Annotated in this window: 15 protein-coding genes and 1 pseudogene; 11 read left to right on the top strand and 5 right to left on the bottom strand. The window is 68.4% G+C overall.

The annotated features are described in order from the left end of the window. Positions 1–4 precede the first annotated feature (4 nt). Positions 5–1,384 carry a M50 family metallopeptidase gene (locus tag K2F54_RS08765; protein WP_220605494.1) on the bottom strand — a complete coding sequence of 460 codons (1,380 nt, stop codon included), beginning with the start codon at positions 1,382–1,384 and terminating at the stop codon, positions 5–7. A 94-nt stretch (positions 1,385–1,478) separates the two neighbouring features. On the opposite strand from K2F54_RS08765, the gene K2F54_RS08760 reads away from it, so the two are divergent. From K2F54_RS08760 to K2F54_RS08750, 3 genes are read left to right on the top strand one after another with little or no spacing between them, the layout of a single operon-like run. Further along, entirely contained in the window at positions 1,479–2,816 is a 1,338-nt protein-coding gene (locus tag K2F54_RS08760) for a serine/threonine-protein kinase (RefSeq protein ID WP_308287596.1), read from the top strand. Then, positions 2,813–3,421: a prolipoprotein diacylglyceryl transferase gene (locus K2F54_RS08755; RefSeq protein WP_220605492.1), complete on the top strand. Its 609-nt coding sequence runs from the start codon at positions 2,813–2,815 to the stop codon at positions 3,419–3,421. Before K2F54_RS08760 ends, K2F54_RS08755 begins: the two co-directional genes overlap by 4 nt. Positions 3,422–3,480: 59 nt before the next feature. After that, on the top strand, positions 3,481–4,395 hold the full coding sequence (locus tag K2F54_RS08750; RefSeq protein ID WP_220605491.1) for an NAD-dependent epimerase/dehydratase family protein: 915 nt from the start codon (positions 3,481–3,483) through the stop codon (positions 4,393–4,395). A gap of 16 nt (positions 4,396–4,411) precedes the next feature. On the opposite strand, the gene dxr is transcribed toward K2F54_RS08750, so the two are convergent. Continuing rightward, complete coding sequence (gene dxr, locus K2F54_RS08745) at positions 4,412–5,500, bottom strand: 1-deoxy-D-xylulose-5-phosphate reductoisomerase (RefSeq protein ID WP_220605490.1); 1,089 nt, start codon at positions 5,498–5,500, stop codon at positions 4,412–4,414. 66 nt (positions 5,501–5,566) lie between these two features. Between dxr and K2F54_RS08740 the strand changes: the two genes are divergently transcribed. From K2F54_RS08740 to K2F54_RS08730, 3 genes are all read left to right on the top strand, one after another. Continuing rightward, positions 5,567–6,397 carry a lysophospholipid acyltransferase family protein gene (locus K2F54_RS08740; protein WP_374107277.1) on the top strand — a complete coding sequence of 277 codons (831 nt, stop codon included), beginning with the start codon at positions 5,567–5,569 and terminating at the stop codon, positions 6,395–6,397. Between the two features lie 63 nt (positions 6,398–6,460). Next, positions 6,461–6,835 carry an ArsR/SmtB family transcription factor gene (locus tag K2F54_RS08735; protein WP_220605489.1) on the top strand — a complete coding sequence of 125 codons (375 nt, stop codon included), beginning with the start codon at positions 6,461–6,463 and terminating at the stop codon, positions 6,833–6,835. Further along, a complete protein-coding gene (locus K2F54_RS08730; protein ID WP_220605488.1) occupies positions 6,832–7,299 on the top strand; it encodes an SRPBCC family protein in 468 nt (155 codons plus the stop codon). The genes K2F54_RS08735 and K2F54_RS08730 overlap by 4 nt, the downstream gene beginning before the upstream one ends. A gap of 51 nt (positions 7,300–7,350) precedes the next feature. Here K2F54_RS08730 and K2F54_RS08725 read toward each other — a convergent pair whose 3' ends face one another. Then, positions 7,351–8,004, bottom strand: a complete 654-nt coding sequence (locus K2F54_RS08725; RefSeq protein WP_220605487.1) for an IMPACT family protein — start codon at positions 8,002–8,004, stop codon at positions 7,351–7,353. 51 nt (positions 8,005–8,055) lie between these two features. Here K2F54_RS08725 and K2F54_RS08720 point away from each other — a divergent pair, with 51 nt between their 5' ends. After that, positions 8,056–9,399 carry an aminotransferase class III-fold pyridoxal phosphate-dependent enzyme gene (locus K2F54_RS08720; RefSeq protein ID WP_220605486.1) on the top strand — a complete coding sequence of 448 codons (1,344 nt, stop codon included), beginning with the start codon at positions 8,056–8,058 and terminating at the stop codon, positions 9,397–9,399. Positions 9,400–9,507: 108 nt separating this feature from the next. On the opposite strand, the gene K2F54_RS08715 is transcribed toward K2F54_RS08720, so the two are convergent. Next, positions 9,508–10,098: an NAD(P)H-dependent oxidoreductase gene (locus tag K2F54_RS08715; RefSeq protein ID WP_220605485.1), complete on the bottom strand. Its 591-nt coding sequence runs from the start codon at positions 10,096–10,098 to the stop codon at positions 9,508–9,510. An 86-nt stretch (positions 10,099–10,184) separates the two neighbouring features. Between K2F54_RS08715 and K2F54_RS08710 the strand changes: the two genes are divergently transcribed. Then, positions 10,185–10,721: a MarR family winged helix-turn-helix transcriptional regulator gene (locus K2F54_RS08710; RefSeq protein WP_220605484.1), complete on the top strand. Its 537-nt coding sequence runs from the start codon at positions 10,185–10,187 to the stop codon at positions 10,719–10,721. Here K2F54_RS08710 and K2F54_RS08705 read toward each other — a convergent pair. After that, positions 10,718–11,206 (bottom strand): OsmC family protein, encoded by a 489-nt coding sequence (locus tag K2F54_RS08705; protein ID WP_220605483.1) that lies wholly within the window; start codon positions 11,204–11,206, stop codon positions 10,718–10,720. The two genes, K2F54_RS08710 and K2F54_RS08705, sit on opposite strands and share 4 nt — an antisense overlap. A gap of 89 nt (positions 11,207–11,295) precedes the next feature. Here K2F54_RS08705 and gabT point away from each other — a divergent pair, with 89 nt between their 5' ends. From gabT to K2F54_RS08690, 3 genes and pseudogenes are all read left to right on the top strand, one after another. Beyond that, positions 11,296–12,678 (top strand): 4-aminobutyrate--2-oxoglutarate transaminase, encoded by a 1,383-nt coding sequence (gene gabT, locus K2F54_RS08700; protein WP_220605482.1) that lies wholly within the window; start codon positions 11,296–11,298, stop codon positions 12,676–12,678. Between the two features lie 2 nt (positions 12,679–12,680). After that, positions 12,681–13,718, top strand: a complete 1,038-nt coding sequence (locus K2F54_RS08695) for an asparaginase (protein WP_220605481.1) — start codon at positions 12,681–12,683, stop codon at positions 13,716–13,718. Between the two features lie 127 nt (positions 13,719–13,845). Continuing rightward, positions 13,846–14,078 (top strand): annotated as a pseudogene (locus K2F54_RS08690) (hypothetical protein); the annotation flags it as partial.

Genomic DNA, 14,078 nt, shown 5'->3' with positions numbered 1-14,078 from the left:
CGGGTCAGCCGAAGAGGTTGACCGGCTTGACGATGTCCGCGTAGATCAGCAGCAGGCTCATCCCGCCGAGCACGATGACCACGGCGAAGGTGAGCGGCATCAGCTTGGCGGTGTCGATGGGTCCGGGGTCTGGGCGCTTGAACAGCTTGGCGAACCAGCGGCGGATGCCCTCCCACAGCGCACCGGCGACGTGGCCGCCGTCCAAGGGCATGAGAGGCACCAGGTTGAACACGAACAGGGCGATGTTCAACGAACCGAGCAGGCCGAGCAGGCTGGCGGTCTTGCTGGCCAGCGGGATGGTGTCGATGCTGGCGATCTCGCCGGCGACCCGGCCGACGCCGACGACGCTGATCGGCCCGTTCGGGTCGCGCTCCCCCGGCCCGAACGCGGCGTTGGCCACGTCGATGAGCCGTTCGGGCAGGTTCAGGATCATGTGCACGACCCCGGCGATGTTCTCCCCGATGGCGGGCAGCACCGCGGTGATCGGCTGGGGCACGAGTTCACCGGCGGGGCCGATGCCCACGAAGCCGACATCCACGGTCTGGGGCGTTCCGTCGGCGTTCATGACGGTCTCGCCCGCGTCATCCGTGACGTAGCGTTCGGTGAGTTTGGGGGTGATGACGAGGTTCTCTTCGGCACCGTCGCGGTCGACGATGACCTGCAGCGGTGTGCCGGCGGACTCGCGGATGATCGCGGTGGACTGCTCCCACGTCGTGATGGTGGTGCCGTCGATGCTCACCAGCCGGTCACCGGGCTCGAGGCCGGCGGCGGCGCCCGGCGCGGCTTCGTCACCGTCGGCGCAGGTCTGCCGGTCGCTGGTCGCGGGCAGCACGCAGGCGCTGACGCTGCCGACCGTGGTGGTGGCCTGGGTGCTGCCGAACCCGGTCAGCAGCACGGTGAACATCACCACGGCGATGAGCAGGTTCATGAACGGGCCGCCGAGCATGATGATCACACGCTTGAATACCGGCAGCTTGTAGAAGGCGCGGTGGTCCTCGCCCTCGCCGATGGTGTCTGCGCTGGCCTGGCGGGCATCCTCGACCAGGGTGCCCAGTGCGCCGGGCTTCTTCTCCGGTTCACCCTCCTGCACCAGTTGCTGAAAGAACCCCGTGCTGTTGGACCGGGCGACCGCGCCGTCCTTGGCCGGTGGGAACATGCCGATCATGGAGATGTAACCGCCCATGGGGATGGCCTTGACGCCGTACTCGGTCTCGCCCTTGCGCTTGGACCAGAGGGTGGGCCCGAAGCCGATCATGTACTGGGTGACCTTGACCCCGAACAGCTTGGCGGGCACCAGGTGGCCGATCTCGTGCAGGCCGATAGAGAGCGCCAGGCCCACGACGACCACGGCGACGCCCAAGATGTACAGCAGCACGTTTTCCACAGTCGTAGATTATCCTTCTCTAGCTGCAAGGCTGCTGGTCGTTGACCGGCAGCGAGGCAGGCGCAAGACTGGCCCACTACCCGCGCATCGCCCAATCCAGGAGGATTCCCTGTCTGTTCCAACCGAGCCCGCCGATGATTCGACGCGGACCGACGGCCTGATCGGACTCGTCCTCGCCGACCGCTTCCGCCTCGACCGGCTGATCGGCACCGGTGGTATGGCCACGGTGTATCAGGCCGCCGATCTGGCCCTGGGCCGCACTGTCGCGCTGAAGCTGTTCCGCATGGACACCTCAGACGACTCCGGACCCGAGCGGCAGAGCGGTGAGGTCATGGTGCTCGCCAGCCTCAACCACTTCGCCCTGGTCACCCTCTTCGACGCCGGCGCCGAGTACGTGAATGGGGCCTCGCGCTCGTTCATCGTGATGGAGTACATCGACGGCTCCGACCTGCGCAGCCGAATCGGCGACGGTCCGGTGGCCTCCGTCGAGGTGGCGAGAATGGGCGCAGACCTTGCCGAGGCGCTGCACTACGTGCACGCCAAGGGCATCATCCACCGCGACATCAAGCCCGCCAACGTGCTGCTGGCGCCGTCGGACTTTCCCGGCCGGGTGTCGCACGCGAAACTGGCAGACTTCGGTATCGCCAGGCTCTTCGACGCCACTCACCTCACCCGCACGGGTGCCGTACTCGGCACCGCCGGCTACCTCAGCCCCGAGCAGGCCCTGGGCCACCCGATCGGCCCGCCCAGCGATGTGTACTCGCTGGGCCTGGTGTTGCTGGAGAGCCTCACCGCCGTCCGCAGCTACCCCGGTACTGCAGTCGAGTCGGCCATGGCCAGGCTGCAGCGTCAGCCCGAGATTCCCGCAGAGCTCGGCCCCGACTGGCAGGCCGTGCTGGCCGGCATGACCGCCCGCGACCCGGCCGAGCGACTGTCGTCTGCGGATGCCGCCGTGCTCCTGCGCGACCTCGTTCCCGGTGGTGGGAACCAGGGCGCACCCGTGGCACGGCCCGTTGATCAGGCAACCGCTCTGATGGCCGCCCCCGCCGCCGGCACCGCAGAGACCCAGGTGTATCCGACCGCCACCGGCGACGAAGCCACCCGGGTGATGGCACACGCCGGCCAGACGGCACAGACCGCCCAGACCGCCCAGACCGCCCAGACGGAACGGTTCGCCCGGCCGGCTCCGGCCACGCCCGCCCCCTCCGGCCGCGGGCTGAGCGCTGAACGGCCCTCGTCCACCGACCGATCCCGGCCCCGTGTCGGCCGCCGGCCGTTGATCATCGGGGCGCTGCTGGCCGTGGCCGCGGTGATCGCTCTGGTGTTCTTCGTCCAGCCGACCGATCCGGCCACGGCGCCTCCGGACTACCCGGCGGTCGAGGGCGACCTTGGCACCCACCTCGAGCAGCTTCAGGAAAGCGTGAACCCGTGAGTAACACCTCCACCTTCCGCACCCGGGTTGTGCTGGCCGTGGCCGGCATGGGACTGGTCGGCGGCATGCTCACCGGCTGCGCCGCATCCGGACTGAACGCCGACACGGCTGCCGGCCTGCAGGACGGCGTGCTCGCGGTGAGCACGGCCGCCGCCGCCGCGGACTTCACCGGCGCACAGGCCGCGCTCGCGGACGTTCAGGCCGACCTGACCGCGGCGAGCGCCGCCGAGGGAGTCACGGAGGCCAAGGCCACGCAGATCCAGTCCGCGATCGACCTCGTCGCCGCCGACCTCGCGGCCGCTCTGGGCACCGAAGCACCGGCAGAGACGCCGGTGGAGACACCAGAGGACGCCCCGGTGACTCCAGAGCCCGTCGACACTCCGACGGAGGAACCCGTCGAGCCCACCCCTGTGGTCACCGAAGACCCCGCGATTCCTGAGGACTCGGAGGATTCCGAAAACCCAGAGGACTCCGAAGATTCCGAGGACTCCGAGGACTCCGAAGACGTCGAGGACGCGCCAGGGCCCGGCTCCGACAAGCCCGGCAAGGACAAGCCCGGCAAGGACAAGACCGGCCCCTGCGGCAAGAAGGACACCTGCGAGTAGGCGCTTCGGCGCCCCACCCCGCACCAGCCATACCCGTCACACCAGAGCCGGAGGCCGCAATGCCCACACATCTCATCGTCGGTGCCGGCTGGATCGGGCGCGAACTGGCCCGCCAGCTCGTTGCTCGAGGAGACAACGTGACCGTGGCCACGCGGTCGGGTACGGCCGTTGCCGGCGGCACCGCCCGGATGCTCGACGCATCCGATCCGGTGGCCTTCGTCCTCGCGGCGGAACGCATGGACACCATCTTCCTGTGCACCAATCCGCCGTACCCGGACTGGGCCAGGCGGTGGCCGCCGGTGTTCGCTGCGGCGATCGCCGCGGCATCCGTCACCGGAGCCACGCTGGTGTCGATGGGCAACCTCTATCCATACGGTTCACCCACCGGCCCGATGACGGAGCACTCCCCCGAGACCACGACGGAGTCGAAGGGCCTGATCCGCCGCGCCGGCTGGCGACGGATGCTGGACGCCCACGAGCGTGGGGAGATCCGCGCCGTCGAGGTGCGCGCGAGCGATTACTTCGGCCCAGGTGTCAGCGGCACCGCCCACCTCGGTCAGGCGTTTTTCAGCGCGGTGCTGGCCTCCAAGACCGCCAGGGTCGTCGGTCGCGGCGACCTCGTGCACAGCTGGAGCTACATCCCGGACATCGCCGCCACCCTGATCGCCGCGGCCGGGTACACCGGATCGTGGGGTCGGATCTGGCACGTGCCGAGCGGCGCACACAGCCGCACCGAGATCGCCACCCAGCTGAACGCCCGCTACACCAGCCACGGTGTCGTGGCCGGTTACCCCGACTGGATGCTGCGCTCGCTCGGCGCGGTCAGCCCACTGATGCGCGAGGTCTACCGGTCCAGCTACCAGTTCCAGGTGCCCTATGTGATCGATTCCCTCGAAACCGAGCGGGAACTGGGCGTGGCCGCCACCGCATGGGATGAGGCCCTGGTCACCGTGGCGGAGAGTTACCGCCGGTGACGCCGGCGGGCCCGGTTCACCGGGCGATTCGGTCGATGATGGTGTCTGCGGCGGCGCGAGCCCAGTCTTCGGCCTCGGCGAGGGACTCGAGGGTGAGCTTTCCCTGACTCTCGTGCGCCTCCACCACCCGCTGTACGGTGTCGACGATGTCGAGGTAGCCGATCCGGCCGGCGTGGAAGGCCAGAACGGCCTGCTCGTTCGACGCGTTGAACACGGCCGGGTAGGTGGCGCCGGCGCGGCCGACCTCCTTGGCCAGCTCCACCGCGGGGAAGGCCTCATCGTCGAGCGGTTCGAAGGTCCAGGTGTGCGCGGTGGTCCAGTCGATCGGGACGCCGACGGCGGCCACCCGGTTCGGCCAGTCCAGGCCCAGTGAGATGGGCAGGCGCATGTTCGGCGGCGACGCCTGGGCGATGGTGGAGCCGTCGATGAACTCGACCATCGAGTGGATGAGCGACTGCGGGTGCACGACGACGTCGATGCTCTCGTACGGCACGTCGAAGAGCAGGTGCGCCTCGATGATCTCCAGGCCCTTGTTCACCAGGGTGGCGGAGTTGGTGGTGATGACCAGCCCCATGTCCCAGGTGGGGTGGGCGAGGGCTTCGCGGGGCGTCACATCCGTCAGCTCGGCACGGGACCGGCCGCGGAACGGGCCACCGGATGCCGTGAGCACCAGCCGGCGCACCTCGTCTGCGGTGCCAGAGCGCAGCGCCTGCGCGATGGCGGAGTGCTCGGAGTCGACCGGCACGATCTGACCGGGGGCGGCGAGGGCCTTGACCAGGTCGCCGCCGACGATGAGGGACTCCTTGTTGGCCAGCGCCAGGGTGCGGCCGGCCGTGAGCGCGGCGAGGGTCGGGCCCAGGCCCACCGAACCGGTGATGCCGTTGAGCACGACGTCGGCATCGACATCCCGCACCAACTGCTCGGCCTCTGCGGCCCCGATGGCGGTGTCGTCGACGTGGAACTCTGCGGCCTGCTCGGCCAGTAGGTCGCGGTTACTGCCCGCCGAGAGGCCGACCACCTCGAACCGGGTGGGGTTGGCTTTGATGACGTCGAGCGCCTGGGTACCGATCGAGCCCGTGGACCCGAGAATGATGATTCGCTGCACGAGCCCATGCTAGGCGCACCGTCGATATATGCCGGGTGCGACTTACCTGCGCTGTAGGGTCGTGGAGTGACCGGAGCCAAGCACGACCCAGCAGCCGAGCCCGAATCCACGCCGGCTGTTCCGGTCGAGAATGTGCCGGCCGCCGACGAGATCGTCGAGCTGCCCGCAAAACCCAAGCGGCCGGGCTTCGTCTATTTCCTCGGCTACGGCATCATGGCCCCGATCGCCCGTCTGGTGTTCCGACCGCGCATCACCGGCAAGGAGAACATCCCCCGCGAGGGCCGGGTGATTCTCGCCAGCAACCACCTGTCCTTCATCGACAGCATCGTCATCCCCCTCACCGCGCCGCGCCGCGTGCAGTTCCTGGCCAAGTCCACCTACTTCACCGGCACCGGTCTCAAGGGTTGGGTGTCGAAGCAGTTTTTCACGTCCATCGGCGCCATCGGCGTGGAGCGTGGCGCGGGTCAGGCCGCCCAGGTGGCCCTCGACGCCGGCAAGGAAGTGCTCGACGTTGACGGCGCTTTCGCCATTTACCCCGAGGGCACCCGGTCGCTGGACGGCCGCCTCTATCGTGGCCGCACGGGCGTGGCCTGGCTGGCGCTGACCACGGGAGCCGTGGTGGTGCCGGTGGGCCTGATCGGTACGCAGGAGATCATGCCGGTGGGCTCGAAGATGCCGCGCATCCGTCGCATCAGCGTGAAGTTCGGCGAGCCGATCGACGTGAGCGTGCACGGCACGGCCGACTCCGGCCGCGCAAGGCGCAAGGCCACCGACGAGATCATGACCGCGATTCACGCTCTGACCGGTCAGGAACTCGCGCACAGCTACAACGAATCCCCGCCGACGACCGTGGTACAGCGGGTGAAGCGGGCCATCTGGTGGCGTGAGCTGCGCTAGCGACGATCGATCACACGTCACTTAGCCGTTGCGCTTAGTGACAGCGCCCGCTAACTTAGCCGTATGGCTCAGCATTCAACCCTTGACGGTGTCTTCCAGGCCGTGTCCGATCCCACCCGCCGGGCCGTGATTGGCCGCCTCGGCACAGGCCCGGCCAGCATCGGCGAGCTGGCCGCACCCTTCGACATGGCGCTGCCGTCGTTCATGAAGCACATCGGCCACCTCGAGAGATGTGGGCTGATACGCACCCGAAAGTCCGGACGCGTGCGCATCTGCACCCTCGAGCGCGACACCTTCACGCTGATCGAGAAGTGGCTGGGCGAGCAGCGCAGCATCTGGACGGGCCGCACCGACCGGCTCGAGGAGTTCGTCGCATCCGCCCTCGAAACCGGCCATGACAATCTCGAAACCGATCCTGACAAGGAGTCCCCCGCATGACCGCCTCCGTTCACCCCGAGCTCGACCTCACCGTCTCCCGCATCATCAAGGCCCCGCGCGCCGCGGTATGGAACGCCTGGGCCGACCCCGCCAGCTTCGAAAAGTGGTGGGTGCCTGCGCCCACGGCCTGCAAGGTGCGCGCGATGGAACTGCATGCCGGCGGTTCCTTCCGCACCGAGATCAGCGAGGACGGTCTCGCCTTCGGTTCGCACATCACCGGCTGTTTCCTCGCCGTCGACGAACTCGAGCGGATAGTTTTCACGGATGCCCTCGTCGCCGGCTGGCGCCCAGCCGAAACCGCGTTCGTGACCGCCGTGATGACCTTCGCGGACCACCCCGACGGCACCGAGTACACCGCGACCGCGATGCACCGCAGCGTCGCAGACCGCGACCAGCACGCCGACCTCGGCTTTCATGACGGCTGGGGCACGGTCATCCGTCAGCTCGCCGAACTCGTCGAATAGCGGCCTGCCCGCCGTCATCCCCCGGTGAACATGTTGACGGCCGTCTCGCCACTACCGCTCGACGTCGACCCACTCGTGCCCGAGAGCCTGCAACTCTGTCGCCCCCGCGGTCACCTGGGCGACGATCGCGCCGAGCTTCTCCGCATCGTCGCCGGCGATGCTCAGCATTGCCTTCTCGGCGTAGCTCGTGCCCAGGATGAGCACCCCGCGCTGGCGTAATTCGGCCTCGATACGACCGGCATCCGCGTGGGAGAGGGCGAGCCGGAACAGTTCACGGCGCTCACGCGCCACCAGCAGCCTGCGGGACTGGGCCAGGTCGATCGTGCTGAGAACGGCGTCGGAGTATGCGCGCACGAGGCCGCCGGCACCGAGGAGCGTGCCGCCGAAATAGCGCGTGACCACCGCCACGCAGTCCACCAGCCCACGCCCGGACAGTGCCTCCAACATCGGTCGGCCCGCGGTTCCGGATGGCTCGCCGTCGTCGTTGGATCGGCGCACCTGATCGGGGCTGCCGTTCGGCTTGACCACGAAGGCCGAGCAGTGGTGGCGGGCGGCCCAGTGCTCAGAGCGCGCGGTGTCGATCACGGTGCGCGCCGCATCCTCGGTGTCGACCCTGACCAGCCGGCAGAGGAATCGGGATCTCTTCACGTCCGTCTCGGCCGTGACCTGGCTGCCGACGCCGCCGCGCAATGTGAGATCCGGCATGGGCCCAGTCTCTCGCATGCCCGACCCAGCCGACGTCCGTAAGCTGGGGCCATGTCTTCTTCCTTCTCGATCAGCCAGGAGCGCAAGCTCGTCACCGCCCTCCCGGGCCCACGGTCAATCGCGCTGCAGGAACGACGCGTTCGCGCCGTGTCTGCCGGTGCCGGCACTCTCGCCAACATCTACATGGACCACGGCGCCGGGGCGATCCTGGTGGATGTGGACGGCAACCAGATCATCGACCTGGGTTGCGGCATCGGCGTGACCACCATCGGCCACGCCCACCCGGAGGTCGCCGCTGCCGCCGCCGAGCAGGCCGGCAAGCTCACCCACACCCTGTTCACCGTGACCCCGTACGAGAACTACGTGCGCGTGGCCGAGAAGCTTGCAGAGATCACCCCGGGTGACTTCGAGAAGCACTCGATCCTGGTGAACACCGGAGCAGAGGCCGTCGAGAACGCGGTCAAGATCGCCCGCAAGTACACCGGCCGTCGCGCCATCGTGAGCCTGGACCACGCCTTCCACGGCCGCACCAACCTCACCATGGCGATGACCTACCGCCCCTGGCCGGAGCGCGCCGGAATGGGACCGTTCCCCGGTGAGATCTACAGCGTGCCCACCAGCTACCCATACCAGGACGGCCTGAGCGGCGAGGAAGCGGCCGAGAAGACCATCGACTACATCCAGACGCACATCGGCGCCTCCGAGATCGCGGCGTTCTTCGTCGAGCCGATCCAGGGCGACGGCGGCATCGTCATCCCCGCTCCCGGCTACTTCAAGCGCCTCAGCGAGTTCTGCACCGAGAACGGCATCGTCTTCGTCTCCGACGAGATCCAGGCCGGCATCGCCCGCACCGGAGCCTGGTACGCCATCGAGCACCACGGTGTGGTGCCCGACCTGGTCACCACCGCCAAGGGCATCGCCGGCGGCTTCCCACTGGCCGCCGTCACCGGCCGCGCCGAGATCATGGATGCCGTGCAGCCCGGCGGCATCGGCGGCACCTTCGGCGGCAACCCGGTCTCGACCGCGGCGGCCCTGGCGGTATTCGACATCATCGAACGCGACAACCTGCTCGACGAGGCCAAGCGGGTGGAGAAGGCCCTCTGGGCCCGGATCGGCGACTGGGCCGACAGGTTCGACATCGTCGGCGACGTGCGCGGCAAGGGCGCCATGTTCGGCGTCGAGCTGGTGCACCCCGGCACCAAGAAGCCGTTCCCCGAGGCGCTCGCGTTCGTGCTCAAGCACGCCACCACCAACGGCGTGATCGCGCTGGATGCCGGCAGCTGGGACTCCGTGCTGCGGATCATGCCGTCCGTGGTCATCTCCGAAGCCCTGATCGACGACGCCGCCTCGGTGCTCGAAGAGGCCTTCACGCTGTTCGCGGCCGCCCAGAAGTAGCTCAATATCTCGCGAAAGCGGTCCTGTGGTCACCTCCGCTTGCGGAGGCAGCCACAGGGCCGCTTTGGCGGTTTGTGCGGGCGGGCGGGCGCGGGGCGGGGCAGCCGGTCAGGCGAGCCTGGCGAAGCGGCGGGAGGCTCGGCGCAACCAGGCCGTGCGGGTGAGCGCGTCGGAGCGGGAGATGTTGCCGTGGCTGAGCCACCGGAGCCTGCGCACGCCGATCAGCCCGAAGGTGCCGGCGAAGAGCGCACGCACCGCCGGACGCCCGAACAAGAGGTGATACCACAGCGTCGGCGTGGTGCTGGTGGTCAGCAACGTCACCGAGGTCAGCGACCCGTAGCGCCCCACCAGCCGGCCGCCTGGCTTGGGCTCGTCGTACGAGACACCGGGCAGCAGCACCTTGTCGAGGAACCCCTTGGTGCCAGCCGGCATGTTCATCCACCAGATCGGGAAGACGAAGGCCACGTGATCCGCCCGACCGAGCTTGGCCTGGTAGTCGAGCACGAGCGGATCCAGTGACTCCCCCGATCGCCACGCGTTCAATTCCGGCGCCGTCATCGCCGGGTTGAACTTGTCGGCGGCGAGGTCGATGAGGTCGACGTCATGACCGGCCTGCTCCGCGCCGGCCATCGCCGCCGCCAAGAGCGCTCGGGAGAAACTGCCCTGATAGGGATGATCGATGATGAAAAGTGTTCGCATGCAGCAAACGTTACACTCGCAACCGTTCGATGTGCAACCATTCGATGCGCAACTGTTTAGTGGTGCTCGCGGCGTAGACTGGCCCGGTGACGAACAGCGCAGCCGAACCTCAGGATCCAGGGTCGATGGACCCGCCGGCCCAGCCGGCCGCGTCGACGAACAGCGACCCGTTCGTCGAGTGGTGGTTGGCCCTGCGTCACAGTGCCGCCCTGCTGGACCGCCAGGCCGAAGATGCAGTCAGGCGCTCCACCGGGCTGAATCTAAGCCAGTTCGCGGTGCTGCGCACCCTTGACGCCGAGAACGATTGCCTCAAGCAGCAGGACATCGCCACACTCCTCAACCTGACGAAGTCCACCATCAGCCGGCTGGTCGATGCCGCCCTGGCAGACGGGCTGGTCGAACCGGACCCGGCGCCGCATTCCCGGCGGGAGCGACGCATCCGGTTGACCGATGCCGGTCGCTCGACGGTTCGTGCGGCCGACGACGCGATCTGCGCCGCCCAGCTGCAGACGGCCGCGCGGTTCACCCGCACCGAGCTGGACCGTGCGGTGACGACAACGACGAAGCTGGGCGAGGCACTCGCCGCCACCGGCGCGACACTCGGCCCGCAGGCTCCCGCTTAGAGCAGCGAGGCCGGCTCGGCGACGGTGGTCACCGGCTCGTGTCCGACCGGGAAATTGACCGATGCGGCGATGAAGCAGGCCTTGGCGGCCTCCGCGTGCAGGGACTGAGCCAGCTCGACCTGGTCGGGATCGGCGATGATGACCCGAGGACGCAGGGTGGCGGCGGTGAAGTGGCCACCGCCATCCGTCGTCTGGGCCATGGTGCCGATGGCATTGTCGGTGTAGCCGAGAACGACCAGCCCGTGGTTCGCGGCCACGTGCAGGTAGGACAGCAGGTGGCACTGGCTGAGGGCGGCCAGCAGCAGTTCCTCCGGATTCCACCGGTCAGCGTTGCCGTGGAAGGTTCGGTCGGCCGAACCGAGGATCTGGTGCTTGCCCGGTGACGAGAGGGTGTGCTCGCGTCCGTAGGCCCGATAGCTGCTGGTGCCGGTTCCCCGATTGCCGGTCCATTGGATCTGCACCGCGTAGTGATGTGCGCCGATCATGGTGTCTCCTTCGGGTTTCACGCTTACTGTCAATTCTCGCAGGGAATAGCCCGGGTGCCGCGCCGGGCTGGCGGTAAACTGGCCGGATCATGACTGACACGTTGACTGATCCCGCAGCCGCCTCCTCCCCCTCGTCCCCGGTCTATTCGGTGACCCAGGAACGCAAGATCGTCACGGCCATTCCGGGCCCGCGATCCACGGCTATGCACGAGCGACGCCTGGCGGTGGTGTCCACGGGTGTCAGTTCGGCCCTGCCCGTGTACATCACGAAGGCCAGCGGGGCGATCGTCGTCGACCTCGACGACAATCAGTTCATCGACCTCGGCGCGGGCATCGGCGTCACCACCGTCGGCCACTCCGAGACCAGCGTCGTCGCCGCGGCGACCGGGCAGCTGAACGATTTTGTGCACACCCTGTTCACGATCACGCCATACGAGGAGTACGTGCGGGTGGCCGAACTCCTGGCCGCGCACACCCCTGGCAGCTTCCCGAAGAAGACCGTGCTGATCAACTCGGGCGCCGAGGCCGTGGAGAACGGCGTCAAGATCGCCCGCAAGTACACCGGCCGTCGCGCCGTGGCCGTGCTCGATCACGCGTACCACGGGCGTACGGTGCTCACCATGGCGATGAACTACAAGGCCGCCCCGTACGCCACCGGGTATGGCCCGCTGGCCAGCGATGTCTACCACGCCCCGAACTCGTACCCCTATCACGACGGCCTCACCGGCCAGCAGGCCGCGGCCCGCACCATCGCGTATCTGGAGAAGGTCATCGGTGCCAGCGACCTGGCCTGCCTGGTCGTCGAGCCCATCCAGGGCGAGGGCGGCTTCATGGTGCCGGCCGAGGGCTACCTGGTGCTGCTGCAGGAATGGTGCACCGCCAACGGTGTGGTGATGATCGCAGACGAGATCCAGAGCGGCATGGCCCGCACCGGCCGGTACTTCGCCAGCGAGCACTTCGGCTGGGAGCCCGACCTGGTGCTCGTGGCCAAGGGCATCGCCGGCGGAATGCCGCTGGCCGCTGTCACCGGCCGCGCCGAGATCCTCGACGCGTCCCAGCCCGGCGGGCTCGGCGGCACCTTCGGTGGCAACCCGGTCGCCTGTGCCGCCGCGATCGCGGTGTTCGAGGCGATCGAACGCAACAACCTGCTCGACGAGGGCGCCCGCATCGAGAAGACCCTCCGGGCCGGCCTCACCGCCCTGGCCGAGAAGTACGACATCATCGGCGACATCCGCGGTCGTGGGGCCATGATCGCGATCGAGCTTGTGGAGTCCGGCACCAAGGACACCGCCAAGGTGCCCAACGCCCCAGCGGTCACCGCGATTGCCGCGTACGCGGCGCAGCACGGCGTGCTGCTGCTCACGGCCGGCACCTACGGCAATGTGCTGCGGTTCCTGCCCAGCCTGGCCGTGACGGATGCGCTGCTGGCCGACGCCCTGTCGGTCATCGACGACGCGATGGCGACCCTGTAACCGTGACGACATCGACTCCGGCCGCTTTCAGCGCGGCAGCCCCCGCCACCGCGGGCACCATCGAGGTCATCGACGCCGTCGAACTCGCCGTCGTGGAACGCTCCGGCTTCATCGAGTCCCGCCACGCCGGTGCGGCCGTCGTCCTCAGCGGCGACGGCGCTGTGCTGCGCGCGCTCGGCGACGTGACCGCTCCGGTGTTTCCGCGGTCGTCGATGAAACCATTCCAGGCGATCGCGGTGATGGCCAGCGGCGTGGTGCTGCGCGGTGAGGATGCCGCGATAGCGACGTCGAGCCACTCCGGCACTCAGAAGCACACCGACCTGGTGCGCGGGCTGCTCGCCCGCGCCGGCCTCTCCGAGGCCGACCTGGGTTGCACGCCGACCTGGCCCGGCGACTCCGGCACCAGGGATGCCCTGGTGCGTCAGGGCCTGGGCCCCGCCCCGATCTACTCGGATTGCTCCGGCAAGCACGCGGCCATGCTCGCCGCCTGCGTGCAGAATCACTGGGTGACGAACGGCTATCTCGACCCCGAACATCCGTTGCAGAAGCGCATTCTCGACGTCGTCGAGAGGTTCACCGGTGAACGGCCTGCCGCCAGCGGTGTTGACGGCTGCGGCGCCCCCGTGCACGCGCTGTCACTGACCGCGCTGGCCCGCGGCATCGCCCGCATCGCCACGTCGAAGTCCAGCTCCCCGTTCGCGATCTACCGGGAGGCCGGTTTCCTGGCCGAGGCGGTGCGGGAAAACGGTTGGGTCATCGCCGGGCCTGGCCTGCCCGATTCGATCGCCATCGAACGCCTGGGCCTGTTCGTCAAGGGTGGTGCGGAGGGCATCATGGTGGCCTCGGCCGAGAACGGCACCACGGTGGCGCTGAAGATCCTCGACGGCAACCTCCGGGCGGCCAGCATTGTGGCGCTCAGCCTGCTGGCGGATGCCGGTGCCGTGCGTCGCGCCGATGTCGACGCCATCGCGCCAGAGCTCAAGCTCGCTGTGCACGGCGGCGGTAAGCCCATCGGCCAGATCCGCGCGAGCTACGTGTAGCCGCCCGCTGCGCCCGTAACTGTTGCCGCTGCGGACAATTGCGTCCGGCACACCGGGACCATTTGTCCGCAGTCCCTCTGCGTCAATCTGGTTGTGAGTCAGTTCACGATCAGCAGGAGGCAGGAACATGTCGATTACGCCAGGGTTCACGGCGGTGGAGATCCGCGAGTTGGTCCACGAGTACCACGGGCTTTCGTACGGGCGGAAAGCCGTGTGGTTGCTTGAGCGGGATATCTCACGGAACAGGTTGAGGCGGTGGAGCGCCGCGGTGTATGACGGTGACCTCGAACGTGGCCTGATCCCGCGCGAAGATGGTCGTATGACTATTCCACCGGGTAAGCGCAGTGCGCTGGAGAAAGC

The organism is Cryobacterium inferilacus (assembly GCF_019599185.1).
GTDB classification, from domain to species: domain Bacteria; phylum Actinomycetota; class Actinomycetes; order Actinomycetales; family Microbacteriaceae; genus Cryobacterium; species Cryobacterium inferilacus.
Note: the sequence above shows the minus strand (reverse complement) of the source record. Positions and strands in the feature narration are given on the sequence as shown.

What these genes read in the sequence shown, in the direction of transcription:
- K2F54_RS08750 (WP_220605491.1), top strand. Translation starts at nt 3,481, where the DNA reads ATGCCCACACATCTCATCGTCGGTGCCGGCTGGATCGGGCGCGAACTG.
- K2F54_RS08735 (WP_220605489.1), top strand. Translation starts at nt 6,461, where the DNA reads ATGGCTCAGCATTCAACCCTTGACGGTGTCTTCCAGGCCGTGTCCGAT.
- K2F54_RS08730 (WP_220605488.1), top strand. Translation starts at nt 6,832, where the DNA reads ATGACCGCCTCCGTTCACCCCGAGCTCGACCTCACCGTCTCCCGCATC.
- K2F54_RS08725 (WP_220605487.1), bottom strand. Translation starts at nt 8,004, where the DNA reads ATGCCGGATCTCACATTGCGCGGCGGCGTCGGCAGCCAGGTCACGGCC.
- K2F54_RS08720 (WP_220605486.1), top strand. Translation starts at nt 8,056, where the DNA reads ATGTCTTCTTCCTTCTCGATCAGCCAGGAGCGCAAGCTCGTCACCGCC.
- K2F54_RS08715 (WP_220605485.1), bottom strand. Translation starts at nt 10,098, where the DNA reads ATGCGAACACTTTTCATCATCGATCATCCCTATCAGGGCAGTTTCTCC.
- K2F54_RS08705 (WP_220605483.1), bottom strand. Translation starts at nt 11,206, where the DNA reads ATGATCGGCGCACATCACTACGCGGTGCAGATCCAATGGACCGGCAAT.
- gabT (WP_220605482.1), top strand. Translation starts at nt 11,296, where the DNA reads ATGACTGACACGTTGACTGATCCCGCAGCCGCCTCCTCCCCCTCGTCC.